This window comes from Parafrankia sp. EAN1pec (assembly GCF_000018005.1).
Taxonomy (GTDB): Bacteria; Actinomycetota; Actinomycetes; order Frankiales; family Frankiaceae; genus Parafrankia; species Parafrankia soli.
This window is the reverse complement of record NC_009921.1, coordinates 8,408,544-8,434,765: the sequence shown is the minus strand read 5'-3', so window position 1 is coordinate 8,434,765 and position 26,222 is coordinate 8,408,544. Positions and strand designations below refer to the sequence as shown.

General features: G+C 70.3%; 24 protein-coding genes. 10 read left to right on the top strand and 14 right to left on the bottom strand.

What is annotated here, in order from left to right; translation table 11 throughout:
* The first annotated feature begins 292 nt into the window (after nt 1–292).
* Together FRANEAN1_RS34575 and FRANEAN1_RS34570 are read left to right on the top strand one after the other, a co-directional pair.
* Nucleotides 293–1,390 carry an acyl-CoA dehydrogenase family protein gene (locus FRANEAN1_RS34575; RefSeq protein WP_020464324.1) on the top strand — a complete coding sequence of 366 codons (1,098 nt, stop codon included), beginning with the start codon at nt 293–295 and terminating at the stop codon, nt 1,388–1,390.
* Between the two features lie 2 nt (nt 1,391–1,392).
* Nucleotides 1,393–2,250, top strand: coding sequence for an acyl-CoA dehydrogenase family protein (locus FRANEAN1_RS34570; protein WP_020464323.1), 858 nt, complete (start codon nt 1,393–1,395; stop codon nt 2,248–2,250).
* Nucleotides 2,251–2,582: 332 nt separating this feature from the next.
* On the opposite strand, the gene FRANEAN1_RS34565 is transcribed toward FRANEAN1_RS34570, so the two are convergent.
* On the bottom strand, nt 2,583–3,359 hold the full coding sequence (locus FRANEAN1_RS34565; protein WP_020464322.1) for an enoyl-CoA hydratase/isomerase family protein: 777 nt from the start codon (nt 3,357–3,359) through the stop codon (nt 2,583–2,585).
* 446 nt (nt 3,360–3,805) lie between these two features.
* Between FRANEAN1_RS34565 and FRANEAN1_RS34560 the strand changes: the two genes are divergently transcribed.
* A complete protein-coding gene (locus tag FRANEAN1_RS34560; RefSeq protein ID WP_020464321.1) occupies nt 3,806–5,122 on the top strand; it encodes an acyl-CoA dehydrogenase family protein in 1,317 nt (438 codons plus the stop codon).
* 54 nt (nt 5,123–5,176) lie between these two features.
* On the opposite strand, the gene FRANEAN1_RS34555 is transcribed toward FRANEAN1_RS34560, so the two are convergent.
* Complete coding sequence (locus tag FRANEAN1_RS34555) at nt 5,177–6,223, bottom strand: phosphotransferase family protein (protein ID WP_020464320.1); 1,047 nt, start codon at nt 6,221–6,223, stop codon at nt 5,177–5,179.
* A 197-nt stretch (nt 6,224–6,420) separates the two neighbouring features.
* Between FRANEAN1_RS34555 and FRANEAN1_RS34550 the strand changes: the two genes are divergently transcribed.
* Both FRANEAN1_RS34550 and FRANEAN1_RS34545 read left to right on the top strand, forming a co-directional pair.
* Complete coding sequence (locus FRANEAN1_RS34550; protein ID WP_020464319.1) at nt 6,421–7,611, top strand: amidohydrolase family protein; 1,191 nt, start codon at nt 6,421–6,423, stop codon at nt 7,609–7,611.
* Between the two features lie 208 nt (nt 7,612–7,819).
* Nucleotides 7,820–8,227: a nuclear transport factor 2 family protein gene (locus FRANEAN1_RS34545; RefSeq protein ID WP_020464318.1), complete on the top strand. Its 408-nt coding sequence runs from the start codon at nt 7,820–7,822 to the stop codon at nt 8,225–8,227.
* Between the two features lie 145 nt (nt 8,228–8,372).
* Here the strand turns inward: FRANEAN1_RS34545 and fabG are convergent, their stop codons facing one another.
* From fabG to FRANEAN1_RS34515, 6 genes are all read right to left on the bottom strand, one after another.
* Nucleotides 8,373–9,128: a 3-oxoacyl-ACP reductase FabG gene (fabG, locus tag FRANEAN1_RS34540; RefSeq protein ID WP_020464317.1), complete on the bottom strand. Its 756-nt coding sequence runs from the start codon at nt 9,126–9,128 to the stop codon at nt 8,373–8,375.
* Between the two features lie 110 nt (nt 9,129–9,238).
* Complete coding sequence (locus FRANEAN1_RS34535; protein WP_020464316.1) at nt 9,239–10,072, bottom strand: TauD/TfdA family dioxygenase; 834 nt, start codon at nt 10,070–10,072, stop codon at nt 9,239–9,241.
* Between the two features lie 14 nt (nt 10,073–10,086).
* The gene (locus FRANEAN1_RS34530) at nt 10,087–10,431 is read right to left on the bottom strand and encodes a hypothetical protein (protein ID WP_020464315.1); all 345 of its coding nucleotides are present in this window, start codon (nt 10,429–10,431) and stop codon (nt 10,087–10,089) included.
* A gap of 14 nt (nt 10,432–10,445) precedes the next feature.
* Entirely contained in the window at nt 10,446–11,741 is a 1,296-nt protein-coding gene (locus tag FRANEAN1_RS34525) for an aromatic ring-hydroxylating dioxygenase subunit alpha (protein WP_020464314.1), read from the bottom strand.
* Between the two features lie 80 nt (nt 11,742–11,821).
* Nucleotides 11,822–13,012 carry a CoA transferase gene (locus tag FRANEAN1_RS34520; protein ID WP_020464313.1) on the bottom strand — a complete coding sequence of 397 codons (1,191 nt, stop codon included), beginning with the start codon at nt 13,010–13,012 and terminating at the stop codon, nt 11,822–11,824.
* A 45-nt stretch (nt 13,013–13,057) separates the two neighbouring features.
* Nucleotides 13,058–13,915, bottom strand: a complete 858-nt coding sequence (locus FRANEAN1_RS34515) for an enoyl-CoA hydratase/isomerase family protein (protein WP_020464312.1) — start codon at nt 13,913–13,915, stop codon at nt 13,058–13,060.
* Between the two features lie 111 nt (nt 13,916–14,026).
* On the opposite strand from FRANEAN1_RS34515, the gene FRANEAN1_RS34510 reads away from it, so the two are divergent.
* Nucleotides 14,027–15,004: a TIGR03621 family F420-dependent LLM class oxidoreductase gene (locus tag FRANEAN1_RS34510; protein WP_020464311.1), complete on the top strand. Its 978-nt coding sequence runs from the start codon at nt 14,027–14,029 to the stop codon at nt 15,002–15,004.
* A gap of 87 nt (nt 15,005–15,091) precedes the next feature.
* On the opposite strand, the gene FRANEAN1_RS34505 is transcribed toward FRANEAN1_RS34510, so the two are convergent.
* Both FRANEAN1_RS34505 and FRANEAN1_RS34500 read right to left on the bottom strand, forming a co-directional pair.
* Entirely contained in the window at nt 15,092–15,859 is a 768-nt protein-coding gene (locus tag FRANEAN1_RS34505) for an SDR family oxidoreductase (protein ID WP_049795834.1), read from the bottom strand.
* Between the two features lie 266 nt (nt 15,860–16,125).
* Nucleotides 16,126–17,076, bottom strand: a complete 951-nt coding sequence (locus tag FRANEAN1_RS34500) for a CoA ester lyase (RefSeq protein WP_020464309.1) — start codon at nt 17,074–17,076, stop codon at nt 16,126–16,128.
* A 907-nt stretch (nt 17,077–17,983) separates the two neighbouring features.
* Between FRANEAN1_RS34500 and FRANEAN1_RS34495 the strand changes: the two genes are divergently transcribed.
* Nucleotides 17,984–19,435, top strand: coding sequence for an aldehyde dehydrogenase (locus FRANEAN1_RS34495; RefSeq protein WP_020464308.1), 1,452 nt, complete (start codon nt 17,984–17,986; stop codon nt 19,433–19,435).
* Here FRANEAN1_RS34495 and FRANEAN1_RS44425 read toward each other — a convergent pair.
* Complete coding sequence (locus tag FRANEAN1_RS44425) at nt 19,393–19,596, bottom strand: ATP-binding protein (RefSeq protein ID WP_347177278.1); 204 nt, start codon at nt 19,594–19,596, stop codon at nt 19,393–19,395. The two genes, FRANEAN1_RS34495 and FRANEAN1_RS44425, sit on opposite strands and share 43 nt — an antisense overlap.
* Here FRANEAN1_RS44425 and FRANEAN1_RS44420 point away from each other — a divergent pair.
* Entirely contained in the window at nt 19,541–20,260 is a 720-nt protein-coding gene (locus FRANEAN1_RS44420) for a serine hydrolase domain-containing protein (RefSeq protein ID WP_041255117.1), read from the top strand. The two genes, FRANEAN1_RS44425 and FRANEAN1_RS44420, sit on opposite strands and share 56 nt — an antisense overlap.
* A 45-nt stretch (nt 20,261–20,305) precedes the next feature.
* The gene (locus FRANEAN1_RS34485; protein WP_020464306.1) at nt 20,306–20,605 is read left to right on the top strand and encodes a serine hydrolase; all 300 of its coding nucleotides are present in this window, start codon (nt 20,306–20,308) and stop codon (nt 20,603–20,605) included.
* Nucleotides 20,606–20,758: 153 nt separating this feature from the next.
* Here FRANEAN1_RS34485 and FRANEAN1_RS34480 read toward each other — a convergent pair whose 3' ends face one another.
* The 3 genes from FRANEAN1_RS34480 to FRANEAN1_RS34470 all read right to left on the bottom strand — a co-directional run bounded on the left by FRANEAN1_RS34480 (nt 20,759) and on the right by FRANEAN1_RS34470 (nt 25,664).
* Nucleotides 20,759–21,130 carry a hypothetical protein gene (locus FRANEAN1_RS34480; protein WP_020464305.1) on the bottom strand — a complete coding sequence of 124 codons (372 nt, stop codon included), beginning with the start codon at nt 21,128–21,130 and terminating at the stop codon, nt 20,759–20,761.
* A 622-nt stretch (nt 21,131–21,752) separates the two neighbouring features.
* On the bottom strand, nt 21,753–23,174 hold the full coding sequence (locus FRANEAN1_RS34475) for a glutamate decarboxylase (RefSeq protein WP_020464304.1): 1,422 nt from the start codon (nt 23,172–23,174) through the stop codon (nt 21,753–21,755).
* A 147-nt stretch (nt 23,175–23,321) separates the two neighbouring features.
* Nucleotides 23,322–25,664: a signal transduction histidine kinase gene (locus FRANEAN1_RS34470; protein ID WP_020464303.1), complete on the bottom strand. Its 2,343-nt coding sequence runs from the start codon at nt 25,662–25,664 to the stop codon at nt 23,322–23,324.
* Nucleotides 25,665–25,996: 332 nt separating this feature from the next.
* Between FRANEAN1_RS34470 and FRANEAN1_RS34465 the strand changes: the two genes are divergently transcribed.
* Entirely contained in the window at nt 25,997–26,206 is a 210-nt protein-coding gene (locus FRANEAN1_RS34465) for a DUF4236 domain-containing protein (protein ID WP_020464302.1), read from the top strand.
* Nucleotides 26,207–26,222 lie beyond the last annotated feature (16 nt).

Here is a 26,222-nt window from a genome sequence, read left to right as displayed (position 1 = left end):
AGGGTGCGAGCTCGTGACGGCGGTGACGGGAGGCGTGGTGTGGTGATAGCTTCCTCTCACCGAAAAGAATCTTCTTCTCATCCAGTGAGAATCGAATGGGGTGGGCGGCCAGGAGTCGGGTGGTGTGCAGGAGCCCTGCCGGCCGCCGATGGCTGGTGCGTCGGACGCTCCGCCGTCCGCGCCGGGTCCTCCGCCGCCGGGTCAGGGAGGACCGCGATGCCGATACCTGCCGAGTTCGCAGACCGACAGCCCGTAACGGTAGCTGCCGTGTTCCGCGCCGAGGTCGCGTGAGATGGACGTCGCGGACTTCCGGTCGGATCTCCAGGCGTGGCTTGCCGAGAACGACCTGACCCCAGGACCCGACCATTCCCTTGACGGGCAGGTGGCTCAGCTCGCGCGGGTGCGTCGCGCCCTGTACGACGCGGGCTGGATGCGTCACGGCTGGCCCGCCGAGGTGGGTGGCCTCGGTGGCCCGGCGGTGCTGCGCGCCGTACTTGGCGAGGAGGTGGCCAGCCGCGGTCTGGCCGAACCGGGCATCTACTCGATGGTCGAGGTACTTGTCCCGACCATGATCTCCTATGCGTCGCCGGCGCTGGCGGCCGAGATGGTGCCGCTGCTGCTGTCCGGTACCGAGAGCTGGTGCCAGGGGTTCTCCGAGCCGGGGTCGGGCAGTGACCTGGCGTCGCTGTCCACCCGGGCGGAGCCCCGTGGGGACGACTGGGTGGTCAACGGGCAGAAGGTCTGGACGAGCCTGGCCCAGTACTCCGAGCGCTGCGTGCTGCTCACCCGCACCGCACCGGGCCACGGCGGGATCACGGCGTTCTTCGTTGACATGGACACCCCCGGCATCACCGTCCGTCCGCTGAAAATGATGCACGGTGTCGAGGAGTTCGCTGAGGTCTTCTTCGACGACGTGGTCGTCCCCGGCGACCGCATGCTCGGAAAGCCCGGCGACGGCTGGCAGATGGCGATGGACCTGCTCCCGCACGAGCGCTCCACCTGCTTCTGGCACCGGGTCGCCCACCTGTTCACCCGGCTCGACCGGCTGGTGACCGAGACGACCGCGCCGGGTGATCAGGCGGACGCGGATCTGGGTGCGGCCTACCTGGCGCTGCACACCATCCGCTGCCGCTCGCACGCCACCCAGCGCCACCTCGGTGAAGGCGCCCACCTCGGGCCGGAGACGTCGATCGACAAGGTGCTGCTCGCCACCGCCGAGCAACGCCTGTACGACACCGCCCGCGACCTGCTCCCCGGCACCATCGAACTCACCGACACCCGCTGGCGCTCCGAGTACCTCTACTCCCGCGCCGCCACCATCTACGGCGGAACCGCCGAGATCCAGCGGAACATCATCGCCCGCCGACTCCTCGACCTCGGCAAGGAATAACCATGGACGCCGCCGAACGCGAACTCCTCACCGAGACCTTCCGCAAGGCCATGACCGGCACCACCGGCGCCGCCCTCGACACCGCCCTCACCGACCTCGGCTGGCCCGAACTCCTCACCGAGGAACCCGACACCGCCATCCCCGTCGTGTTCACCCTCCTCGGCGAAACCGGCGCACACGCCCCCATCCTCAACGACGTCCTCCTGCACGCCACCGGACAACCCCTCGGCGGCACCCTCCCCCTGCCCTACACCGGCGGCACCTGGCTCACCTGGGAACGCACCGGCCTCAGTCAGCCCGGCAGCGTGATCGACCCCGCGCTCCCGCTACACACCACCAGCACCGGCGACCCGAACCTGCCCCTCGCCGCCGGACAACGAGCCCTGGGCTGGTGGCTCCTGGGCACCGGCCGCACCATGCTCGCCCTCACCCGCGAACACGCCCTCGCCCGCACCCAGTTCGGCCGGCCCATCGCCTCCTTCCAGGCCGTCCGCCACCGCCTCGCCGAAACCCTCGTCGCCCTCGACGGCGCCGAAGCCACCCTCCACACCGCCACCACCACCGCGGCAACCACGGGCACCGACGCGGGCGCAACCACGGGAACGGGCACCACCACCGGCGACATCACGCTCACCGCCCTGCTCGCCAAGGCCGCCGCCGGCAAAGCCGCCCTCGACGCCGCCCGCCACTGCCAACAGGTCCTCGCCGGCATCGGCTTCACCGCCGAACACGACTTCCACCACCACCTCCGCCGCACCCTCACCCTCGACGGCCTCCTCGGCAGCACCCGCGACCTCACCCGCCAGGCCGGCGCCCACATCCGCCAGAACAACCACGCCCCACGCCTGGTCAACCTCTGACGCTGACCTGAGAACCGAAGTCGGAGCCCGAGACCCGAGACCCGAGACCGGAATCCGGAAGGAGCGAGGAGCGAGGAGCCAGGAGCGGCCAGGACCCGGTGCCAATTTGTCGATGACGACGACCGGGTGACCACCTGCGGTAGCGGTGAATGGTGAGCCAGGGAAAGAATCCTGTCGGAACCGAAACTCTCGAGAATCCCGCGAGGAGCGGAACCACGCGGATTTCCGTGGAAATCAGAAGGACCCGGGCGCTTCGAGCGCCCGGGTCCTGGCCGACCGGTTCCGGAGAAGCCGGGGCGGTCTTGGGCATGCCGCCCGGGACCGCCGTCCCCTCAGCTCTTCTGCTTCTGCTTCGCGGAGAGCCGCTCGACGATGGAGGCGAAGTCATCGGTCTGGAACGACGCCTCCTCCGCGGTTGTCGCGAAGTCGAGCGAGGCGATCACGGCGCGCTCGACGTGCAGGTTGAGCAGCCGCTTGGTGGTCTCCACCGCCTGCTGCGGCAGCTCGGCGATGCGCTTCGCGCACGCCAGCGCCTCGGCCACCGGATCGGCGGCGATGTGGTTGGCCAGCCCCATCTGGATGGCCCGCTCGGCGGAGATGCGCGCGCTGGTGAACGCGTACTCCTTGGCCAGGTGCATGCTGGTGTGCAGGGGCCAGGTCAGCGGCCCGCCGTCGGCGGCCACCAGGCCGACCTGGATGTGCGGGTCCGCGAGGAAGGCCTTCTCCGCCATGTAGACGATGTCGCTCAGCGCGACCAGGCTGCAACCGAGACCGACGGCCGGGCCGTTCACCGCGGCGACCACGGGAATCCGGCAGCGAACCATGCCGAGGACGATCTCGCGCCCGTGCGCGATGGACAGGGCGCGCAGCTCCTTGTCCTTGAACAGCTCGTCGAGGTAGGCGAAGTCGCCTCCTGCGGAGAACGCCCGGCCGGCCCCGGTGAGCACGGCAGCCCGCGCCGAGCGGTCCTCGTTCAGCTGCGGCCAGAGCTTCGCCAGCCCGACGTGCAGGGGGTGGTTGACCGCGTTGAGATCGTCGGGCCGGTTCAGCGTGATGATCCTCAGCGGCCCGTCCGCGCGGACCTCGATCTCCTCCGGCATGTCGTACACGTCATACGTCCAATCGATGATCCGGGTAGCGATGTTGTCGGAGGCCGGCCCCGGTGCGTGACCCTCGACGATGTGCTGCCGGGCGCCGCGGCCACCGCCGTGGCGCCCCGAGATCGCATCTCCTCGTCCCCAGCCCCTGCAAGCTACATTCTTGTTCGGGGCGAATCAACCAATGGCCGGGCAGAATGCCGGGTACGGTCATTCCGGAGCCTTGACCCGGCGGGCCGGGTGTGCTTGCCCCCGGCGTCGTCGGGGATGAAAGTTTTCGCGCGAACGCAGCGGATGAATGTTGAATCCATGGCAATGCCGATTGTTCTTGATCGTACCGCCCCTGATCGTATGCGGAGATCGTCGCTTCACGGAGTCCGGCCGTCACGGAGTCCGGCCGTCATCGATGCCGACCCGCGCCGCGCGGGTGCGGCCCTGGAACGAGAGCGAGACCGACTGTGTGGGAGTTCGAGACCGACCCGGCCTACCAGGAGCAGCTCGACTGGGTCGACACCTTCGTCCGGGACGTCGTCGAGCCGCTGGACTTCGTCCTCGACAACCCGTTCGACAAGCGGGACTCCCGGGCGCAGGCGATCGTCCGGCCGCTCAAGGAGGAGGTGAAGGCACGCGGCCTGTGGGCCTGCCATCTCGGGCCCGAACTGGGCGGTCAGGGCTACGGCCAGGTGCGGCTCGCCCTTCTCAACGAGATCCTGGGCCGCTCCCGGTGGGCGCCGTCGATCTTCGGCTGCCAGGCCCCCGACTCCGGGAACGCCGAGATCCTGGCCCACTTCGGTACGCCGGAGCAGAAGGCCAGGTATCTGGAGCCGCTGCTCGAGGGCGACATCGCGTCCTGCTACTCGATGACCGAGCCGCGCGGCGGTGCCGACCCGACCCTGTTCACCGTCCGCGCCGTGCGCGACGGCGGCGACTGGGTGATCAACGGTGAGAAATGGTTCTCGACGAACGCCCGGCACGCCAGCTTCTTCATCGTCATGGCCGTCTCGAACCCCGACGTGGACGCCTACAAGGGCATGTCGATGTTCATCGTGCCGGCCGAGACGCCCGGGATCACGATCGTGCGCAACCCCGGCGTCGCCACCGAGCCCCCGGAACAGGGCTCGTTGGGGGGCGTCCGGCATGACCACGGCTATGTCCGCTACACCGACGTCCGGGTGCCGGCCGATCACCTGCTCGGCGGGGAGGGCGACGCGTTCGCGATCGCGCAGACCCGCCTGGGCGGCGGGCGGGTGCACCACGCGATGCGGACGGTGGCCCTGGCCCGCCACGCCTTCGACCTGCTCTGCGAGCGGGCCGTCTCCCGCCAGACCCGGACGGGGCCGCTCGCGTCGCTGCAGATGACTCAGGAGAAGGTCGCTGACAGCTGGATTGACATCGAGTGCTTCCGGCTGCTGGTGCTGCGCACCGCCTGGCTCATCGACAAGCACAAGGACTACCGGAAGGTCCGCAAGGACATCTCCGCGGTCAAGGTGATGCTGCCCCGCGTCCTGCACGACGTCGCCCAGCGGGCCCTGCGCATCCACGGGTCGCTCGGGGTGTCCAACGAGATGCCGTTCGTGAGCATGATGGTGACCGCGGAGGCGCTCGGCATCGCCGACGGCCCCACTGAGGTCCACAAGGTCACGCTGGCGCGTCAGGTGCTCCGGCAGTACACCCCGGTCGAGACGCTCTTCCCGTCCGGTCACCTGCCCACCCTGCGGGAACAGGCCTTCGCCGCCTTCGCCGACCGCCTCGAACACGAGGCCGCCGAGCTGTGACGACGCGCCTGACCGAGCGGCGACGGCACCTGGTGGGCCACGCCGCTCGGCAGGCTAGGCCCTCCGAGTGAAGGACAGGCCCTGCCGGACGCGTGCCTCGACCTCGGTCGCGAACGTGGGTAGATCGTCGGGCGGTGTGCCCATCTTCCCGTCGAGGTAGCGCCGGTACACGCCGGCCAGGATGGCGGCGGCCCGCCAGGCGGTGAACGCCATCCAGTAGTCGAGCTCCGCGATCGAGCGGCCGGACTGCCGCGCGTAGCGGGCGGCCAGCTCGTCCGTCGTGGGGAACCCTGGCAGCGCGGACGGCAGCCGCTCCTGGCTCGCCCGCGCGTCCGGCGTCGACCAGGTGCGCAGCAGGTAGGCGACGTCGGCGAGCGGGTCGCCCAGAGTGCACAGCTCCCAGTCCAGCAGGGCCAGGACGTCCCCGTCGGGGCCGAGGAGCGCGTTGCCGAGCCGGAAGTCGCCGTGCACGAGGCGCGCCGTGGACTCGGCGGGCCGGTGGGCGACGAGCCAGTCGTGCAGCGCGGCCATGCCGCCCATGTCCCCGAGCTCGCAGGCCGCCCACTGCGCCGACCAGCGCCTGAGCTGCCGGTCGAGAAAGCCGTCCCGCCGGGACAGGGCGCCGAGGCCGACCGTGTCGACGTCGACGGCGTGCAGTGCGGCGAGGGTGTCGACGAGCGCGTACCCGGCGCGGCGGCGGGCCTGCGGGGAGGGGAGGAGGGCCTCGGAGTCGGCCGCGGTGCGCAGCACGAGCCCGTCCACGTAGGCCATCACGTAGAAGGGCGCGCCGGTCACCTCCGGGTCGTCGCAGACGCCGAGTACGCGCGGCACCGGCACGCCGGAGCCGGCGAGCGCGGCCAGGATCCGCGCCTCGCGGGTGACGTCGTGGGCGGTCGCGAGCAGCGCGCCGACCGGCGGCCGGCGCAGCACATACCGCTGGTGACCGGCGTCGCTGACGAGGTAGGTGAGGCACGAGTGGCCGCCGGTGACCCGGTCGTAGCGCAGCGGCGGCACCGCGCCCGCCGCATGTTCACCGAACCAGCGGTCAAGCGCCCCGGCCTCGATACCGAGGGGCTCGGGTGCCGTCGGGAGGGCATCCATCTGCGACCTGCCTTCGGCTCGGTGCGGAGATCGACGTGGCGAGAGTGCCACGATTTCCCAGCATCTGACCCTACCGTCACCTTGCACGGTGGCGCTCCCGACGCTGCTCGGTCCGCCGTCGCGATCTGCTGGCGTCGCGGACCACCGAAGTGTAGGGAGGATAGGGACGTCCATCGCAGACAAGCAAGGGAGGGCCCGTGGCTCACGCCGGTATCTCGGTGTTCGACGCGGACAACCATCTGTATGAGACGAAGGAGGCGCTGACGAAGTACCTGCCCGCCCGGTACAAGGGGGCGGTCGACTACGTCGAGCTCAACGGGCGCACGAAGATTATGGTCCGGGGCCAGGTGAGCGAGTACATCCCGAACCCCACGTTCGAGGTCGTGGCCCGGCCCGGTGCGCAGGAGGACTACTACCGGAAGGGGAACCCCGAGGGGCTGTCCCGCCGGGAGATCTTCGGCAAGCCGGTGAAGTGCATCGACGCGTGGCGCGAGCCCGCCGCCCGGCTTGCGAAAATGGACGAGCAGGGCCTCGACCGCACACTGATGTTCCCGACGCTGGCCAGCCTCATCGAGGAGCGGATGCGGGACGACCCGGACCTGATCCACGCGGTCATCCACTCCCTCAACGAGTGGTTGTACGAGACCTGGCAGTTCAACTACGAGGGGCTGGACCGGATTTTCACGACTCCGGTGATCACCCTGCCGTTCGTGGACAAGGCGATCGAGGAACTGGAGTGGGTCCTCGAGCGGGGCGCCAAGGTCGTGCTGATCCGTCCGGCGCCGGTGCCCGGGCTCCGCGGCCCTCGCTCGTTCGGCCTGCCCGAGTTCGACCCGTTCTGGGCGCGGGTGCAGGAGGCCGGCATCCTGGTCGCGATGCACTCCTCGGACAGCGGCTACGCCCGTTACACGAGTGAGTGGATGGGCGCGACCACCGAGATGCTCCCCTTCCAGCCGAACACCTTCCGCATGCTGCAGGCCTGGCGCCCGGTCGAGGACGCCGTCTCGGCGCTGGTGTGCCACGGTGCGCTGTCCCGTTTCCCGGGGCTGAAGATCGCCATCGTCGAGAACGGTATGAGCTGGGTCGAGCCGCTGCTCAAGTCCATGAAGAACCTCTACAAGAAGATGCCGCACGACTTCCTGGAAAACCCGGTCGACGTGCTCAAGCGGAACATCTACGTGAGCCCGTTCTGGGAGGAGGACCTCGGCGAACTGGCCCAACTCCTCGGCGAGGACCACGTGCTGTTCGGCTCGGACTACCCGCACCCGGAGGGCCTGGCCAACCCGGTGAGTTACATCGACGAGCTGTCGCACCTGCCGGAGGAGCTCGTCCGCAAGATCATGGGTGGCAACCTCGCCCAGCTCATGGGCATCGGCGTTCCCGCCTAGCACGGCCGGCGACAGCACGGCCGGCGACAGCACGGCCAGCGGCAGAACGAGGAGCACTACCGAGACCGCTGACGAACGCGGTGGGTCCCCTGGGCTCGCCGCGCCGTTCGGCGGTTTTTTCCGGCGCCCGCCGCGGGCGTCATTTCACCGGCGGCGTGCCGCAGCCTGAGCGCGGCATGCCGCAGATGCACGGCGAAGGGGAGTCCGGATGCTCGACGACGGGATAGTGACGACTTTACAGCGGCACTGGGAGGACGGATTCAACGGGTACGACGTGGATGTGGTGATGGGGGCCGTCGCCCAGGACGTCGTTTTCAGCTCGCCTTTCGTGCCGCGGCTGACCGGTGACCCGCGCAAGGTGACGATCGAGGGCTACGCCCCGTTCCGGGATTACATCGCGGACTCGATGCGCCGGGTACCGGACATCCGCTATTCGGTCGACGCCGCCTACGTCAGCACGCAGACCGTCATCTTCGTGTACTCCTGCCACTTCTCCGACGGCCAGGTGCGCACGGGCGCCGACTCGATCCGGGTCGACGACGAGGGGAAGATCGTCGAGTGGCGCTGTCACTACACGTTCGAGCCGAAGGCCCTGGACAGCCTCATCGAGGACTGAGCCGCCCGCGGGGCGCGCCGCCAGGCAGCCGCCGAGCGGGCGCCGCGCTCACTTGTCCGCGGGCGGACGGGAACCGGGTCGGCTCCCCCCGTCCGCGACAAGTGGACGAGCAGGCCGCGGTGGTCAGCCCGCGGCCAGGGTCACCTCAGGTGTTGCGTCCACCGTTGACACCGATGATCTGACCGGTGATGTACCCGGCCTCCTCGGAGATGAGGAAGGAGGCGGCCGCGGCGATGTCCTCGGGCTTGCCGGCGCGCCGCACCGGGGTGCGCTCGGCGTGGTCGGCGATCGAGCCGCCGATGAAGCCCTTCGCCTCGACGTCGCGCAGCATCGGGGTGTCGACGAATCCCGGCGGGATCGTGTTGACCGTGATGCCCTTGGGGCCGTACTCCAGGGCCAGCGACTTGGTGAAGCCGATGAGGCCGGCCTTCGTCGACACGTAGTGGACCATGTACTGCTGGCCGGAGTGCGCGCTCGACGACGAGATGTTGACGATCCGGCCCCAGTGAGCGTCGATCATGTCCGGGAGGACGGCCTGGGTCAGGTAGAACGGGCCGCTGAGATTGACGGCGATCATCCGGTCCCAGAGCTCGTCCGTGATCTTCTGGAAACCCAGGGTGCCGGTGAGACCGGCGTTGTTCACGAGCACGAGGACGGGGCCGAACGTGGCGCGGATGCGGTCGATCGCCGCGTCCACCTGCGCACGGTCGGAGACGTCGACACCGCCGAACGCGGCGGCCTCGTACCCTAGCTCGCGGGCTTCCTTGGCTACCTGCTCGGCGCTTTCGGTGTTGATGTCGAGCACGGCGGTGGCGAAGCCGTCCTTGGCCAGTCGCAGGCTGATCGCCCGCCCGATGCCCGACCCGCCGCCGGTGACTACGGCCGTCTTCCGTTCGGTCACGTTGCCGAACCTCCCTCTGCTAGCTGCGTCGCTAATGATCGGTCGACGGCGCGAGCGCCCGTGAACCGCCTAGTCAGCGATCCACGGGCGCGAACTCCGCACAAACAGAATTACGCGACCGCTTCCTCACCGGCCAGCGATGCACGGTGCATCAACCGGCTCGATGACGGTCCGTAGGGGAGGGCACGGTGCAGCATCCCGGTGTTGTCCCAGATCACGAGATCGCCCTGGGTCCAGCGGTGCCGGAGGACGAACTGCGGCTGGGTCGCCCAGTCCAGCAGGCGGTCGAGCAGGGCGCGCCCCTCGTCCGCGGGCAGGCCGACGACCTCGCCCGCGGTCGAGCCGACCAGCAGCGACTTGCGGCCGTTGCGCCGGGTCCACACGATCGGCTGCTCCCGGGTCGGGTTGCGATCCCAGGCCGCCCGCTCCTCGGGTGAGGGGTTCGGGTTGGCCACGAGCTGGGAGGCGGTGAAGCTGTGCAGGGCCCGCACGCCCTCCAGCTGCGCCTTCTCCTCGTCGGACAGCGCCTCGTACGCGGCGTAGGTGTTGGCGAACTCGGTGTCGCCCTCCGGGTCGCCCGAGATCCGCCGTGCCGTGAGCAGCGTGGCCTTGTCCGGCACCTCGCCGGTGGTCCCGTCGATGTGCCAGTAGAACGTGGCCTCGCGGTACGCCGCCAGCTTGCTCTGCGACGCGTCGCGGGTGATCCGCTGGATTTCCTTGATCTTGTGGCTGCCCATCGGGAGCGGCAGGACGTTGCCGAGCAGCCGGGCGAAGGCGACCAGGCTCTCGTCGTCGATGTCAGCCTCGCTGAAGACGACGACCCCGGTCTCCTCCAGGGCTGCCAGGGCGTCGTCGGCGACGCCCTTGTCGACGAGCTGCGTACCCTTCAGCCCGCTGAACTCCGTGCCGGTGTTCGGAGTGATCTTCCTGGTGGTGGTACCCATGGCAGGTCGCCTTCTCAGAGGGCCGGTTCGACGGCGGTGTCGAAGAAAGCCGCGCCGGAGTCCGGGATCCGGGGCTGCTTGAAGATGTTCACCGGGTACGACACCATGATCATCGAGTAGAGCAGGCGCAGCAGCCGGGTGTCCTCGTCGGACAGGGCGTTCACGTCGCGCGTGTCGAGGTAGGCGATGGCCTCCTCGGCGAGCGGCGCGATCGCGTCGTAGAAGTCCTGCAGCTCGTCGATGGTCTTCGACAGCCGCTTCTCGTAACGCTCGACCCGGGTCGCCAGGTTCCAGTCGGCGACCCACGGCTCGAGGGCGCGGAACCGCTCGGGCAGGGATGTGTCCACAGTGGTGGTCATGTCGAGGGGTTCCTCTACTTCTCGCTGCCGGCCTGGTGCGCCGCGACGGCGTCCCGGACAACCTTGTGGAACTGACGGATCATCAGCTCCATGTCGGACAGGTGGAACGTCTGCAGCGCGCGGTTGTTGAGCTGCGACCAGGTCGCCTCCACCGTGTTCGTGTCCTGCATCGCGAACTCGATGGTGCTGTCGACGACGAGCTCCTGGGCGAGGCGCTCGGAGGCGGTCTTCGGTTCCGGGAAGTAGATGTCGACCTCGTAGGCGTGGGTGCCCACCGTCTCCGGGATGTACTGGTAGGTGATGTAGTACCCGCGGCCCCAGAGCTGGACCGACAGGTTCGGGAACAGCCAGTACTGGTCGTTGCTCCAGGACTGGACGTTGCCGGGGTTGCGGTCCGGGGTGAGGTGGCCGAGGTCCTCGCGGACGTCGTCCGGGCCGAACAGGCCGGCGCGGAACAGCCGGTAGGCCCAGTTCATGTCCCGCTTGGCCGGGCCGACCGAGCCCTGCTTCTTCTTCAGCAGCGGCGGGCCGGGCACCGAGGTCAGCATGTGCGGGGTGAACAGGTCGTAATGGTAGGAGTCCATCGGCGGGACGAGCTTCTCCGCCTCGGCCACGTTGGTGTTGAGGAACCGCCCGTGGACGTACGCCGGGTGGTACCACTCCAGCAGCGCGTCGATGCCGATCTTCCAGTTGCCCTTGACCTTCGTCCGGAAGGACCAGTGGTTGGTGAACTTCTCGAACGGCCAGCTCTCCAGCTCGGTGGCCAGCTTCTCACCGAGGAACTGGCGCAGCGGCGGAGCGTCCTGGCTGAAGTTCACGAAGATGAACCCGGCGAAGACCTCGCAGCGCAGCTGCGGCATGGCGAGCTCGTCGTCGGGCAGCGACTCGAAGAACTCGTTCCGCTTGGTGACGTAGGTGCACTTGCCGTCGAGGCCGTAGCGCCAGCCGTGGTACTTGCAGGCGAACTGCCGGGCGCTGCCCTGGGTCTCGTTGGTCGGGTGCTCCTGCCAGACGACCTTGTTGCCGCGGTGCGCGCAGATGTTGTGCAGCGCGTACACCTCGCCGTCGGTGTGCCGGGTGATCACGATCGACCCCAGGCCGACGAACTCGCGGGTGAAGAACGTGCCGTTGCGGGGCAGCTGCTCCATCCGGCCGACCTTCAGCCAGGTCCGCTTGAAGATCGCCTCGCGCTCGGCCTGGAAGAACTCTTCGGAGATCGAGTCCTCGTAGTCGACCGGCCCGGTGTCGAGGTTCGGGTACCCCGGTGTGTACTTGCCTCTACCGGTCGCAAGTTTTTCCTGGATGGCCATCGGCTTCAACCCCTCTCGCGGGATGGTTTCGTTCCCACCGCCGGCGAGCTCACGCTGTGCCGGGGCTTCGACGTCTGGTGTCAGATCACTCCGTCGGCGCGCAGCCGCGCGATGTCCTCCGGGGTGCGGTTCAGTAGTTCAGTGAGGACGTCGTCGGTGTGCGCGCCGAGCTCCGGCCCCAACCAGCGGATCTCACCCGGGGTTTCGGAGAGTGCCGGGATCACTCCAGGCACTGCCAGCGGGCCGATCCGGGATTCCTCGACGGTAATGGTCTCGCGGTGCTTGTACTGCGGATCGTCGAAGATGTCGGCGATGGAGTAGAGCTGCCCGGCCGGAACCTGGGCCTGCTTGCACCGGGCCAGCACCTCGTCGCACGGCAGCGACCCGACCCACCCGCCGACCAGCTCGTTGACCAGGTCCCGGGCGGCCAGGCGTTTCGCCTTCGGGCCCAGTTCGTCCTCGTCGGCCAGCTCGGGGCGTTCCATAGCCCGGGCCAGCCGGGCGAACATGTCGTCGTTCGAGCAGGCAATCGCGATCCAGCGGTCGTCCTTGGTCCGGTAGTGGCTGTGCGGGAGCACGTTGACGGTGTCCGCGCCCATCCGCTCGCGGACGAAGCCGAACTGCTGGTAGGCGGGCGCGATCTCGTCGAGCGCACGGAAGATCGTCTCGTACAGGGCCAGGTCGACGACCTGGCCCTTCCCGGTGCTCTCCCGGGCGCGCAGGGCCATCAGCACGCCGATGACGCCGTACAGCCCCGTCATGTAGTCGGCCAGCGAGGTCGAGCCCGGGGTGACGGGTGTCCCGCCCGGCTCGCCGGCCAGGTAGGCGAGCCCGGAGAAGGCGTGGGCGATCCGGGCGAAGCCGGGGAGGTCCCGGTTGGGCCCCGACTGGCCGTAGGCGGAGACCCGCAGCAGGATCGCGCGCGGGTTCAGCTCCTGGATCACCTCGGGGCCGAGCCCCCAGCGCTCGAGGACGCCGGGGCGGAAGTTCTCGATCACGATGTCGGCGGTGGCGATGAGCTCCCGGAGGATCTCGAGGCCACGGGGATCGCCGAGGTTGAGGGTCACCGACCGCTTGTTGCGGCTCTCGCTGAGCCAGACCAGGGTGTCGCCACAGTCCGTGTCGGTGCCGAAGCGGCGCAGGTTGTCCCCAGCGCCGGGGCGCTCGACCTTGATGATGTCCGCGCCGAACTCGCCCAGCACCGTGGCGCAGAACGGCCCCGCGAGGTAGGTGCCCAGGTCGAGAACTCGAACGCCCTGCAGTGCGTGCATGTCGTCAGCCTCCAGTGGTCGGCGATTCGACGTCGAGGTCGATTCTTAATCCGACCAGGGCTGTGCGTCCCACGGTCTGTCCAGTGGCTCCATGCCGCCGCCGAACGGGAAGAACTCCCGCTGGGCGTAGGTCTCGCGGCCCAGGCCGTGGCCGAGCTCGTTCAGGAAGGCCCGCTTGAGGTCCTGGGTGAACAGGTCGCGGGTGTAGCGCAGCACGAGCGGTGGCTTGCGCACCAGCTCCCGCGCGAGCTCCCAGGCACGGTCGAGGAGCTGGTCCTTCGGGAGCACCTCGGCGACGGCGCCCCACGAGAGCGCCTCCTGGGCGCCGAGCTTCTTCCCGGTGAGCAGCAGGTAGCGGGCGCGGTTGTGGCCGACGAGGAAGGGCCAGATGACGTGCTGGCCGTCGCCGGGTACCTGCCCGCGGGGGAAGTGCGACACGTCCTGGAAGTACGCGTCCTCGGACGCGAGCACGATGTCCCCCATCAGGGGAACCTCGGAGTGGATGTTGCAGGGGCCGTTGACCGCGCTGATCATGGGGACGCCGACGTCGAGGACGTTGTTGATCAGGTTGCGGTTGTACCAGGCCTTCTCGTCGAGCTTGCGTAGCCCGCGGTCGCCCGGCATCAGCCGGTACTCCGGCTTCTCGGGGGGCTCGCCGTTGGGGAGGGTGCCCCAGTTGGCGTTGTAGTTCTCGCCGGTGCCGGTGTGGATCAGCACCTTGATCTCGCGGTCGCCCGCGACGTCGGCGAACGCGTCGGCCATGTCGTCGTGGGACTTCCAGTCCCACACCAGGCTGCCGCCGTTGGTGTGGCACTGCATGAGCAGGATGCCGTCCTCGTCTAACTCGAACCGGTAGTTGGCGTACCGGTCCTCGTACTCCTTGAACCTCGTCCGCTTGACCATCCCCATGTCCCTTCGGCGCGGCCGGGAGAACGTCGATCTTCCCTCGCGGAAGTGACGTTACCACATATCCAAGGTCGTCCTATAGTCGGACGGGCATGTTATTCTCCGTCGATGTCAACCTTGCGGCCGTTCCGCTTTGCTGTCCAGGCCACGAAGGCCAAGTCCGGGTCCGAGTGGCGTGACCTCGCCCGCCGGGTCGAGGATCTCGGGTACTCGACGCTCTTCCTGGCTGATCACTACCTGGGGCACGGGCCGGCGCAGAAGGAAGCAAGGTGGCCACCGCAGTACCTGGCGCCCATCGCGGCGATGGCCACGGCCGCGGCGGTCACCGAGACGCTGCGGGTGGGCTGCCGGGTCTTCTGCGTCGACTACCACGTGCCCGCGGTGCTGGCGAAGGAGACGGCGACGATCGACCTGCTCTCCGACGGCCGTCTCGAATTAGGGATCGGCGCGGGCTGGAGCGAGCCCGAGTACCGGGCGATGGGCGTCCCCTTCGAGACGCCAGGACAGCGGATCAAGAAGCTGACCGAGGTGATCGCGCTGCTCAGGGCCCACTGGTCCGGGCAGGACCTCGATCAGCACGGGGAGTTCGTCAACGTCACCGGTTACGCCGGGCTGCCGCGCCCGGTGCAGCAGCCCCACCCGCCGATCATGATCGGCGGCGGCCGCCGCCGGGTCCTCTCCCTCGCCGGGCGGGAGGCCGACATCGTGAGCATCTCCACCGTGCCGTTCGCGGCGGTGAACGAGGACGGCCTGACGCCTGCGGAGGAGGCGGCGCGCCGGTTGGGCTACGTCCGCGACGCGGCTGGTGAGCGCTTCGCCGGCATCGACATCGAGACCTCGCCGTTCTTCACCCGGATCATCAAGGACGCCGAGGAGGCCGACGCGGCCGTCGCCCGGGTCGCGGCGGCGATGCGGGTCGACCCGGTGAGCCTGCCGAACCATCCGAACATGCTGGTGGGCTCCCCGGACGAGGTCGTCGAGCGTCTCCAGGAACGCCGCGAGGCGTTCGGGATGAACTACATCACCGTTCAGCAGTCGGAGATCGAAAGCTTCGCTCCCGTCGCCGCGCGGCTGAGCGGGCGTTAGGCGATGGCCGCGGGCCGGCGGACAGGTCGCGGTGGGACGGGCGACCCGTCACCGGCGCCGCGGCGATCCGTCCGCCGGCGCCGCGACTCAACGGGCCACGTACCCGCCGTCCACCGGGATGGCGGTGCCGGTGACGAACGACGACTCGTCACTGGCGAGAAACAGCGCGGCCGCCGCCAGCTCCTGCGGCCGGCCCCAGCGCCGCATCGGCTGGGGCAGGTTGGCGACGGGGGGCTCGGAGTCGTCGGCCGCGTGCGCCAGACCCGTCCACGTCATGCCCGGGCAGATGGCGTTGACCCGAACGCCGGACTCGGCGAAGTCCAGCGCCGCGGACTTGGTCATCTGGACGACCCCGCCTTTTGCCGCCGAATATATGGCCTGGTCCTTCCAGCCGACGAGACCGGCGGCCGAGGCGGTGTTGATGACTGAACCGCCGTCGCCGCGCAGCATGGCGGCGATTCCGTACTTCATTCCGAGGAAAACGCCCTTGAGGTTGACCGCGATCAGCTTGTCGAAGGTCTCCTCGTCGAACTCGGTGATCGGTTTGCGTGGGCCGCCGCCGCCGGCGTTGTTGAACAGCACGTCGAGCCGCCCGAACTCCTGCACGGCGGTATCGATCATATTCTGCACATCGGCCGATGATGTGACGTCGACATGTACCGGAACGGCGCCTTCACCGATGATGGTCGAGGTTTCCTTCTCCCGGCCGCTGAGGTCGGCGCAGACCACCCTCGCTCCCTCGCGCGCGAACAGCAGGGCGGCGGCCCGGCCTATGCCGGAACCCGCGCCGGTGACCACTGCGACCTTCCCCTCGAGGCGTCGCGCCGGAATGGAATCTGATAAACGCTCACCCATGGCCGTCAGTCTACACATCATGTCGCGGAGGTAAAGATGCCGCTCGAATAGCCGGGCGGCATGAGGGAAGAGGCCGGCGATGTCCGGTCAACCGCGCGGGGTAACTCCGGTAAAACCCCCGCGCGGTTTTCGGCATGCACATTTCCGTGCGGACGGGGCAGCCGCCCCACCCACCGGTGAGGGCGGCGCCGACCGTGGGTGAGGGCGGCGCCGACCGTCGGTGAGGTAGCCCGCCGGCCAGAGGCGGCTCAGCTGGGCGGGGCGGCTCAGGTCGCCGGGGCGGTTCCGCCGGCGAGGGCCGCCTTGTGCAGGACGTTCTCGGCGAGACGCATGTGGGCGGCGTCGACGAGCCGGCCGTCGCGGCCGATCGCGCCGACCCCCTCCGCCTCGGACTCGCGGTAGATCTTCATCGCCTCGTGCGCCTCGGCCACCTCCTGCTCGGTCGGCGCGAACACCTCGTTGGCGATGGGCACCTGAGCCGGGTGGATGGCCCATTTTCCGTCGAAGCCGAGCAGGCTCGCGTGGGTGGCCGACCGGCGGTACCCGTCGACGTCCTTGTAGGCGGGGTACGGCGCGTCGATCGCGTCGATGCCCGCCCCGCGCGCCGCCGACAGCACCTGGACACGCGCGAAGTGCCAGAAGTCGCCCGGATACTCCCCGACGGGGTCGAAGTTGCCGTCCACCCGGGCGCGCAGCGACGCCGAGAGGTCGCCGGCGCCGAAGATTATCGCCTCCAGCCGGCTGCTGGACCGGGCGATCTCGGCGGCGTTGGACAGGCCCTCCGCCTCCTCGATCAGTACTTCCAGCCCGATCCGCCGGGTCAGTCCGAGCTTCGTCTCGAGCTGGGTCAGCAACACGTCGACCCACCAGACGTCACGCGCCGATCGGGCCTTGGGAACGATGAGCACGTCGAGCGACGCGCCCGCCCCGGTGACGACCTCGATGATGTCGTCGTGGCACCAGGGCGTGTCCAGGCCGTTCACCCGGACGGCGCGGACGGTGTGTCCCCAGTCCAGGTCGGTGAGCGCGGCGACGGCGATGCCGCGGGCGGCCTCCTTGGCCGACGGCGCGCACGCGTCTTCCAGGTCGAGGAAGACGAGGTCCGCTCCGGAACCGGCGGCCTTCTCACACATCCGCTCACTGCTGGCCGGGGTCGCCAGTTCCGAGCGGCGGGCGCGCGGCCGGGTGACGTTCGGTTCTTCCGCTTTGCCGGGCACAACTGCCTCCTATGTCTTGTGAATTCGCTGTCAGTCGTGCGCTGTAAAAAGCGTGCCGCCCGTCGCCCCACGGCCGCTGGTGGTGACTTCCCGGCGGCCGTCGGCGGCCCGGCTGGTCCGGTCGACGGGACCGCCTGGGAACCATCGGCGAGCCGGCCCGTGTACTCCGTGCCGATCGCTTCGGACGTCTTTCTGAATTGTGCTGTCGAAAGTCGGTGTAAGAAAGACTGCGTTCCCGGCCGCCCGGCAGCCGGATTTCGTGCCTGTCGCCGCCGTGTGGAGACCTCCTATTCGGGTCGGATGCCCATCGGACGCCGGTGCGGACACGAAGGGCTCCGTGACGCGGGTGAAAGTGCCGGGGGCAGGAGTTCGCGGTCCTGGCTCCCGGCCCGGGGTATTCGCGGCCGTCCGGTGTTCTCTCGGTGCTACACAGAGTTTGATCTTCGTTACGACTCCGGATCGGACCGCGGACGATGATCGGCCATGTCCACGTGGCCGCGTGGGCATGGCTGAAATTCGCTCCGAGTGGATCACATTCCCGGCCTGGGGGCGGGACGGATCCGGTTGTTCGATTTAGGCGCCAACGTTAGTGTTGTCGTATGACGACCGCAACTGTCGACGGCAGCGGAGCCCGAGCCCGCGCCTGTGCCGTCGACCGCGGCGGCCCCGGCTCGTGAGTTCGATCGCCCGCGGGAGTCGCCGCGGGCCGCGCACGGTCGTCCCACCGCTCGCCGGCCGGCGGGGTGCGTCGGCTGCCCCGGCCACCCGGGTGCCGTGGTGCGCCGGGCGGCGCGGTGCTCCGTCGTGCGGGAATTCCAGCACGCCGGCCCGGGGTTCGTCACCATGCCTGAATCTGTCAGACCACAGCTGATCGTCACATCGTCGCGGGCCGTGTCCGGAGGGACTCATGCAGGAACAAGATCGTCTGTTCATCGGGGGCGAATGGGTCGCGCCCAGCGGCACGCGCACGATCGAGGTGGTCTCGCCGCACAGCGAGCAGGTCATCGCTCGCGTCGCCGCGCCCGGCACCGAGGATGTGGACCGGGCGGTGGCCGCCGCCCGTACCGCGTTCGACGAGGGGCCGTGGCCGCGCCTCGACCCGGCCGAGCGGGTCGCGGTCATCCGGCGGCTGGGTGCGCTGCTCAAGCCGCGGCGCAAGGAGCTCTCCGAGCTGATCAGCGCCGAGATGGGCGCGCCGATCTCGTTCGCCAAGCTGTCGCATGTGACGCTGCCGCTGCTGATGATGGGCGCGTTCGCCGACATCGCGGAGAACCTGGCGTGGGAGGAGCCGCGCAAGGGCTTCTACGGGCAGGACATTCTGCTGCGCAAGGAGCCGATCGGGGTCGTCGCCGCCATCGTCCCGTGGAACATGCCACTGTTCCTGACCATCGGGAAGCTGGTGCCGGCTCTGCTCGCCGGGTGCTCGGTCGTCCTGAAGCCGTCGCCGGAGACACCTCTCGACGCCTACGCGCTGGCCGAGAGCCTCGCCGAGGCCGGGCTGCCGCAGGGCGTCGTCAGCGTGCTGCCCGGTGACCGGGAGATCGGCGAGTACCTCGTGGCGCACCCGGGTGTGGACAAGGTGTCCTTCACCGGGTCCACCGCGGCCGGTCGCCTGGTGGCCGCGTCCTGCGGGTCGAACCTCAAGCGGGTCAGCCTCGAGCTCGGCGGCAAGTCCGCCGCGGTCGTGCTCGACGACGCCGACCCCGCCGCCGTGGCCGCGGGCGTGGAGATCGCCGGCCTGATGAACAGCGGGCAGGCCTGCGTCGCCCAGACGAGAATCCTCGTCCCGCGCGCGCGGTACGGCGAGTTCGTCGACGCCCTGGCCGCGATGGTCGAGGCACTGCCGGTCGGCGACCCGTCCGACCCGGCGACGAAGGTCGGCCCGCTGGTCGCCCGCCGGCAGCAGGAGCGGGTGCGCGGGTACATCGAGGAGGGCCAGAAGGAGGGCGCGCGGCTGGTCGTCGGCGGCAGCGACCTGCCGGCCGGGGTAGACCAGGGCTGGTACGTCCGCCCGACCGTCTTCGCCGACGTCGAGAGCGGCATGCGCATCGCGCAGGAGGAGATCTTCGGCCCGGTGCTGACCGTGCTGCCCTACTCCGACGACGCCGACGCCGTCCGCATCGCGGACGACACCGAGTACGGCCTCTCGGGCTCGGTGTGGACCTCGGACGTCGAACGGGGCCTCGCCGTCGCCCGCCGGGTCCGCAGCGGGACCTTCGGCGTCAACCAGGCGTACAGCATGGACCCGAACGCGCCGTTCGGTGGGGTCAAGGCCAGCGGGATCGGCCGTGAGCTGGGTCGCGAGGGCATCGAGAGCTACCTCGACGTGAAGTCGATCTCGGTGGCGCCGGCCTCCTGACCGGCGGCACCACCGTCGGGGCTCACGGCTGCCTCGGGGCCATGGGAGTGGCGGCTCCGGGGCGGCCGGGCGGTGACGTCCAGCCCCCCGCCGGGGCGGGAGGTGATGACGACCGTGCCGCCGTGCGCGGCGACGACCGCCGCGACGATCGACAGGCCCAGTCTGGTCCCGCCGTCGCCGCGGGTGCGCGAGCCGTCGCCGCGGACGAACGGCTCGAGCAGCCCGGCCGCACCGCCGGCGCGGGCCGGCCTGGCCGCGGGCCAGTGCCAGCAGCCCGTCCAGGGTGCGCTGGCTGTGCTCGACCGCGGCCCGGATGTCGTCGGCCATCGCCCGCAGCTCCGCTGTGTCCGGATCGCCGTCCAGTGTCACGTCGATGGCGGTGCGCATGGTCTCGTGAGCGGGGTCCGCAGCTCGTGCGCGGCGTTGGCGGTGAACATCCGCTGGCTGTCCAGCGCGCGATCACGTTCGACCAGGCTCCGCTGGATGCGGTCGAGCATTCCGTTCAGTGTGCCCGCGAGCTCGATGATGTACAGAAGATCCTTCCTGGGAGGAGCCGTGCTGGCCGGGTTGGCGGCCGGGAAGGCCAACACTCCGCGGACGCTCTTCTGTATCGGTTCGATGAACAAGATGCTCACTGGTGTGGCTGTGGCTCAGCTCGTGGGGCGGGGCAGGCTGTCGTTCGACGACACCGTCGTTCGCTCGCGCCGTCCCGTCGACGTCAACGGGATGGCTCATCCGTACGCCCTGGTCGGGCCGGACGGGCGACCGCTGGCGCTGGGCCCGATGCCCGGCGGCGGAGCCGCCCGCGGGCGCCGAGTCGCGTGACATCGGGGACCGGGTGCAGGGCGCGAGCCCGGCGGGAAGGTCCAGGTGACCCTGCCTGCTCCGGCTTCCCGCGATGCGGACACGGGCGGCTCCGGTCCCGGCGCGTCAACTGCTCCGGCAGGGGAGCCCGTCCGGACCGGACCGGTCGATCCACCGCGGTACGGCTACGGCTTCCTGGACCGGCGGATCAACGGGACCCGGGTGGTGGGCCACAACGGCGGGACCCCGGGCTATGAGGCTGACCTGGCCATCTACCCGGAAAGCGGGTATGCCGTCGCAATCCTCGCGAATCGGGATCAGGTCCTGCTGCCCGCGGCACAGCGGGCGGAGGAACTGCTGACCTGACGGGACCGGAAGGTCTCGCCGGCTCGTCGCGTGACCGGTCGCGACGAACCCGGTGCGGAACCGCCTCGGCGATTCGCGCTCAGACGAGCGCGCCGCGGGCCCGGGGCTGCGCCGACACGGGCTCGTGGCCGCGGGACGCCCAGACGGCGGCCGTCACGGCAGGTCTGGACCGGGCTGTTCACGTGCGGGGGTCGCCTGGCCGGGGTGCTCGTGGCCCGGCTGGGGCTCCGGCTCCGCGGTGGCGTCCACGGCCACCCAGCGGCGGGCGTGGGAGAGCGCGGCGCCGACGTCCTGCAGGCGGCGCAGGCCGGCGGTCACCTCGGCGGCGGGTAGGCCCAGGTCAAGGGCGAGGACCCGGGCGCGCACCGGCCGGTCGGCTCGGGCCAGGGCCTCACGGACCGCGATGACGGTGCGGTCGGCTCGGGTCACCTTGTCCCGGTGCCGGCGCTGGGGCTGGCGCGGGACATCGCCGGTTAACCGGCTCTTGGTCGGGGTGACGTTCGTGGGGGAGGTCACAGAATGCATTGCATCACCTTTCTCGATTTCGCTTAACTCCAACAATGCCTAGTTCTGTCGCCGTCGTCATGGTGAGGTTCGCCGCGTCACGCTAAGTGTTTGCATGAATACAACCTGCCGAAAGGTGTGTCCGTCGCAACACATGCGTTGCTGGTTCCCTCACGTCGGATGTGTGACGCGCACGACTCCGGGCGGCTCACCCGGCAGTGGCCCGGAAGTGCCCGGGCCCGGTGGCCGGTGTGCCCGGCCGCGACGTCGCCGGCCGGATGTGGGCACCTGTGCCCGGGCTAGATTTCCCCAGTCTTTCCGAGTTGATTCCATCGACCATTCTAGCGGCCCTTTCTCGAACGCCGGAACGTTGTGCCGGCGTCCTGATTACGACAGTTCCGTCGGAATCGAACGAGTCGGGTCAGGGTTGTCGCGACCGGTGTGGGGCAGGGTGCCGTGGCCAGGTGTGGGCCGGTGCGGCTCGGTGTGGCCTGGTGGGCCCAGGGCGGCCCGCCCGTGGTGGACCTTGTGCGGAGGGCGGTTCGCATCTCCGGCCCCGCGGCCTGTGTTGGCCTGTGTGTGTCCTAATGTTTTCCGTGCGTCGGGTCGTGTCGGTTTCGGAGCGGCTCGGACGGTGGGTGGATCAATGGTGGAACGACGCGAGATCGGCGCCGCCGGCCGCGGTCCGCCACCGGGGGCCGGAGAGTCGTCCGACCACCCGGTGCAGGTCCTCGACCAGCAGATGCGCCAGATCCCGGCTGAACTCGGCCCGCACGACGATCCGCAGTACCGCCAGCTCGGCCAGATCAGGCGGGAATCGGTATGCGGGCACCAGCCAGCCACGGGCGCGCAGCGCCTCGGAGACCTCGAAGACGCTGAACTCGGCCGCATCCCTCGTCGTGAACGCGAAGGCCGGGATCCCCGAACCGTCCGAGATCAGCTCGAACGGGCCGAGCTTCGCGATTTCATCCGCCAGCCAACGCGCATTGTCACGGCACGTGCGGGCGGTATGCCGGTAACCGGCCCGGCCGAGTCGTAGCAGAGAGTAGTACTGCGCGACGACCTGTGCTCCCGGCCGGGAGAAGTTCAACGCGAAGGTCGGCATCGAGCCGCCGAGATAGTCCACGTCGAAGACGAGCTCGGCCGGAAGGTGCCGGGCGTCGCGCCAGAGCGCCCAGCCGACCCCGGGATAGACCAGCCCGTACTTGTGCCCGGAGGCGTTGATGGAGACCACGCGCTCGAGCCGGAAATCCCAGACCAGGTCGGGGTCGCAGAACGGGGCGATGAACCCGCCGGAAGCCCCGTCGACGTGCACCGGGACGTCCGGGCCGCCCGAGGCCGCCAGCTGGTCCAACGCGGCGACGATCTCGGCCACCGGCTCGTACGTCCCGTCGAACGTCGAGCCGAGGACGGCCACGACCCCGATCGTGTTCTCGTCGCAGCGGGCGACGGCCTCCGGGGCGGTGAGGTGGGTCCGCCCGGGCGCGAGTGGCATCAGCCGGGGCTCGACGTCCCAGTAGCGGGCGAACTTCTCCCAGCACACCTGCACGTTGGCACCCATGACGATGTTCGGCCGCGCACCGGTGCCCCGTTGCCCGCCGCCCTGTTCCCCGCGGTGGGGCTCCCTGGTCGAGCGCCACCGGCGTAGCATCGCCAGCCCGGCGAGCATGCACGCCTCGGAGGACCCGGTCGTCGAGCAGCCGACGGCGTCGGTGGCGTCGGGGGCGTGCCACAGGTCGGCGAGCATGTTGACGCACCGCGCCTCGAGCTCGGCCGTCTGCGGGTACTCGTCCTTGTCGATCATGTTCTTCGCCGCACACTCGGTCATCAGCCGGTCGGCGTGCTCGTCCATCCAGGTGGTCACGAACGTGGCCAGGTTCAGTCGGGCGTTGCCGTCCAGCATCAGCTCGTCGCGCACGATCTGGTAGGCGGTCTCGGCGGACATCGAGGAGCGCGGCATGCGGTACCGGGGGACGGGCCCGTCCTCGTCCGGGATGACCAGGTGCGGCCGTACCTCCACGGCCTGGTCGCCGCGCCTGCCTCTCGCCCGGCCGTGTAGGGCCATGGACGTCCCTCCCTCGGCCGCATCCGTCGTCGACCAGAGTCTGCGACGAGATCGGGAATCACGCCAGGTGACTTTCCGGGCGCGATACGTAATCGAAGTTGGGTGCTGGAACACGACCGGTGCCGCGTGTCGGCAGAGGCCCCGCGCTCAGGCGCCGCCGACCCGCTGCGGCGGGCACCAGCGGATCTCGACGCAGAGCTGGCCGTCGCCGCTGTCGTCGATGACCTGCGTCCAGGCGGACGGCGCCGGGGTGACGGGCGGGCCGGCCTCGGCCACCGCCGGGTCGTCGGCGGTGACGAACGCCTCGCCGGTGTCGTCCGTGCCGGTCAGGGTGACCGTGACCGCGGTGGCAGCGGGGGTGACCGTGGCCAGCACCACCGAGAGCGCGGCGACCACCTCGTCGCGGGCCGTCCCGGGAACGGCGTCGAAGGTGCCGGCGACCTGCATCCGTACCGCCACCCCACGTCGCTCGGCGGCGCGCAGCGCCGGCTCCAGGCCCTCGAGCAGGTCCGAGCCGGCGACGGGGCTGGTCATCGCGCGGCGCAGCTCCGCCGCGCTGGACGCGCAGCGCGCGCGCACCTCGTCGGCCGCGGGGTCGAGCCGGCCGTCGCCGATGGCGGCCAGCAGCGGCAGCGTGTCGGCACGGAGCCGGCCGAGCCGGGCCCGGCGATCCTGAGTGATCTTGGTGGAGGCGACCAGGTCGGCGGCGAGCTCGGCGTCGGCGCGGGCGATCTCGGCGGCGGCCGCCGCCGTCCCGCGCCGCATGGGGTCGAGCGCGCCGACAACCGACTGGACGGCTGCCTGCGTGTAGAACACCACGCTGAGGTAACCGACGATCCCGGGCCCGCCGCTGTACCCGGTGGCGACGATGCCGCCCGCGCACGCGGCGATCGCCGCCGAGGCGGGCAGCCACTGCCGGACGGGGCAGGCCGCGGTCAGGAAGGCGCACACCCCCAGCCCGCTGACCAGCACCCAGTTGAGCGGTACCCGCGAGCCCTCCTGGCCGAGGGCCCCGGCGGCGATCTGGGTGACGAGGAACAGCCCGGTCAGCCCGGCCACCGCCGGTCCGCGCAGCGGGCCGCGGCGGCTGGCCCGGCCCGCCCATACCAGCGCCGCCCCGGACGCGGCCCAGGCCAGGGCGACGAGGGCCGGGTGCTGGTAGTAGGAGAGCCGCATCACGAGCACGATCCCGAGCGCGAGCTGCCAGACGACGGCGCCCCGCCCGGCGGCCCGGGCCGTGTCGCGGGCCAGCCGCTCCTCGAGCTCGGCGACCTCGACCGCCGGCGCGTCGGGCGAGTGACGGGACCACTGCAAGGTCACGATTGTCGGGCCCCCCGGCGTCGACCGCACGGTCGCGGACCCGCCGACGTCGCCCATCGGGTCGATGATCGACCGGCGCACGCCCAGCTGGTCGGCGCGGTACCGGCCGGGGGTGAAGCCCACGCCGTGGTCGGTCACGGTGACCAGGACTCCGGTGGGGTCGGTGCGCGTGTCAACCCGTGCCCGGGGCAGGCCGGAATGGCGGCGCACGTTCGACAGCGCCTCGCTGACGGCCATGGCCACGGCGGCGGCGACCTCGGCCGGCGTGTCCGTGGAGCCGGTGAAGGAGAACTCCACGCCCAGCCCGGTGGCACGAGCCTGGTCCAGAGCCCGGCCGAGGGCGACCATCAGGCCGTCCTCCCAGTCCCGCCCGCCGGCGAGGAGGTCCTCACAGATCGCCACGCTCTGCCGGCACCGGGCGCGGACACTCTTCCCGCCCGCGTCACGTGCCCCCCAGGCGATACCGGTGAGCGTGTTCAGGACGGTGTCGTGCACGAGCCGGTCCGACTCGGCCACGTCCTGCCGCCGTGCCGCCACGATGCCGCGCCCGCGGCGCCGCGTGTGGGCCAGCGCGAGCCACTCGTCGCAGCGCCGGGCCCCGCGGCGCATCCGCCCGACGACCGCGGCGAACGCGAGGGGGACGGCGATGACCGCGCCGGCCGGCAGCGCCGCCTCCAAAACGGACGGCGCGGCGATCTCGTGGACGACGGTCGTGTACAGGGTGACGAACGCCAGCACGGCCGGCAGCCAGACCGCCGGCGGGAAGCACCACACGATGGTCAGGCCCGTCCCGATGAGCCGCAGCAGCACCCAGTTGGGGCCGGTGGCGAGCTCGCCCGGCGGCACGGCCCAGGGCGCGCAGCCCGCCACGACCAGGCCCATCAGGAGCTCGCCGGCGGCGAGGTCCCGACCCAGGCCACGCGTCAGGCAGACCACGCCGAAGAGCACGCCCCAGCAGGCGGCGACGGCCGGCAGGGCGAGCCGGGCCGGAGATCCGTACCATCCCGCGTCGGCGAGGAGCACCGCGATGCCGAACAGGACCGCGACCAGACGCAGGAGCCCGAGGGTCCGCGACATTCTGACGCCGAGCCCGGCCTCGTTCGGGCCGACGCCCCCGCCCGCCGCGCCGCTCCGGTCGCGTCCCCCCTCGCTCCCGGTCCAGCGGGTCACGCGCTGGTCACCGGGCCGCCGGAACACATGCCAGCACAATCGTCAGTACCCACGCCGCCCCCCGCGAGCGCTGCCCCCGGCCAGCCGACCGGACAGCAAGATCCATCGACTGGCTTCTCACGATAACGGACCCTGACACGTCGTCAGGTGCCGACGTCCGTAGGGCCCTGTCCAGGTAGGCCCGACAGAACATGTGGATCGCGATAAGTGATCTAAGCCACATAGGGCGACTGGGTGGGCGGGTCATGGACGGCAAGATCGGTGTTCGTGGGTGTAGCGGGGGGCAAAGCCGGAAAGGACCCCCGTGCCCCACATCTTCCCCGGAGGTAATCATGGGACTGCGTTACACGCGCCGGCCACGCTACGGCCCCTTCCACGTGAACGTCAGCGAGAACGGGGTCTCCTCGGTGACCCTGAAGCTCGGCCGCGTCTCCTGGCGGGTGTGGTCGAAGAACCGCCGCGGCGGGCTCTCCAGCGTCGACCTTCCCGGTCCGTTCTCCTACCGCCGGGACGGCCGCCGCCGGGCCTCCGCCGGCCGCTGACCCGCCTCGCGCGTCC

Excerpts from the sequence above, each read along its gene's own strand:
- FRANEAN1_RS34575 (WP_020464324.1), top strand. The coding sequence starts at position 293 with ATGGACGTCGCGGACTTCCGGTCGGATCTCCAGGCGTGGCTTGCCGAG.
- FRANEAN1_RS34570 (WP_020464323.1), top strand. The coding sequence starts at position 1,393 with ATGGACGCCGCCGAACGCGAACTCCTCACCGAGACCTTCCGCAAGGCC.
- FRANEAN1_RS34555 (WP_020464320.1), bottom strand. The coding sequence starts at position 6,223 with ATGGATGCCCTCCCGACGGCACCCGAGCCCCTCGGTATCGAGGCCGGG.
- FRANEAN1_RS34545 (WP_020464318.1), top strand. The coding sequence starts at position 7,820 with ATGCTCGACGACGGGATAGTGACGACTTTACAGCGGCACTGGGAGGAC.
- FRANEAN1_RS34535 (WP_020464316.1), bottom strand. The coding sequence starts at position 10,072 with ATGGGTACCACCACCAGGAAGATCACTCCGAACACCGGCACGGAGTTC.
- FRANEAN1_RS34530 (WP_020464315.1), bottom strand. The coding sequence starts at position 10,431 with ATGACCACCACTGTGGACACATCCCTGCCCGAGCGGTTCCGCGCCCTC.
- FRANEAN1_RS34525 (WP_020464314.1), bottom strand. The coding sequence starts at position 11,741 with ATGGCCATCCAGGAAAAACTTGCGACCGGTAGAGGCAAGTACACACCG.
- FRANEAN1_RS34520 (WP_020464313.1), bottom strand. The coding sequence starts at position 13,012 with ATGCACGCACTGCAGGGCGTTCGAGTTCTCGACCTGGGCACCTACCTC.
- FRANEAN1_RS34515 (WP_020464312.1), bottom strand. The coding sequence starts at position 13,915 with ATGGTCAAGCGGACGAGGTTCAAGGAGTACGAGGACCGGTACGCCAAC.
- FRANEAN1_RS34510 (WP_020464311.1), top strand. The coding sequence starts at position 14,027 with ATGTCAACCTTGCGGCCGTTCCGCTTTGCTGTCCAGGCCACGAAGGCC.
- FRANEAN1_RS34505 (WP_049795834.1), bottom strand. The coding sequence starts at position 15,859 with ATGGGTGAGCGTTTATCAGATTCCATTCCGGCGCGACGCCTCGAGGGG.
- FRANEAN1_RS34495 (WP_020464308.1), top strand. The coding sequence starts at position 17,984 with ATGCAGGAACAAGATCGTCTGTTCATCGGGGGCGAATGGGTCGCGCCC.
- FRANEAN1_RS44420 (WP_041255117.1), top strand. The coding sequence starts at position 19,541 with ATGACGACCGTGCCGCCGTGCGCGGCGACGACCGCCGCGACGATCGAC.
- FRANEAN1_RS34480 (WP_020464305.1), bottom strand. The coding sequence starts at position 21,130 with ATGCATTCTGTGACCTCCCCCACGAACGTCACCCCGACCAAGAGCCGG.
- FRANEAN1_RS34475 (WP_020464304.1), bottom strand. The coding sequence starts at position 23,174 with ATGGCCCTACACGGCCGGGCGAGAGGCAGGCGCGGCGACCAGGCCGTG.
- FRANEAN1_RS34465 (WP_020464302.1), top strand. The coding sequence starts at position 25,997 with ATGGGACTGCGTTACACGCGCCGGCCACGCTACGGCCCCTTCCACGTG.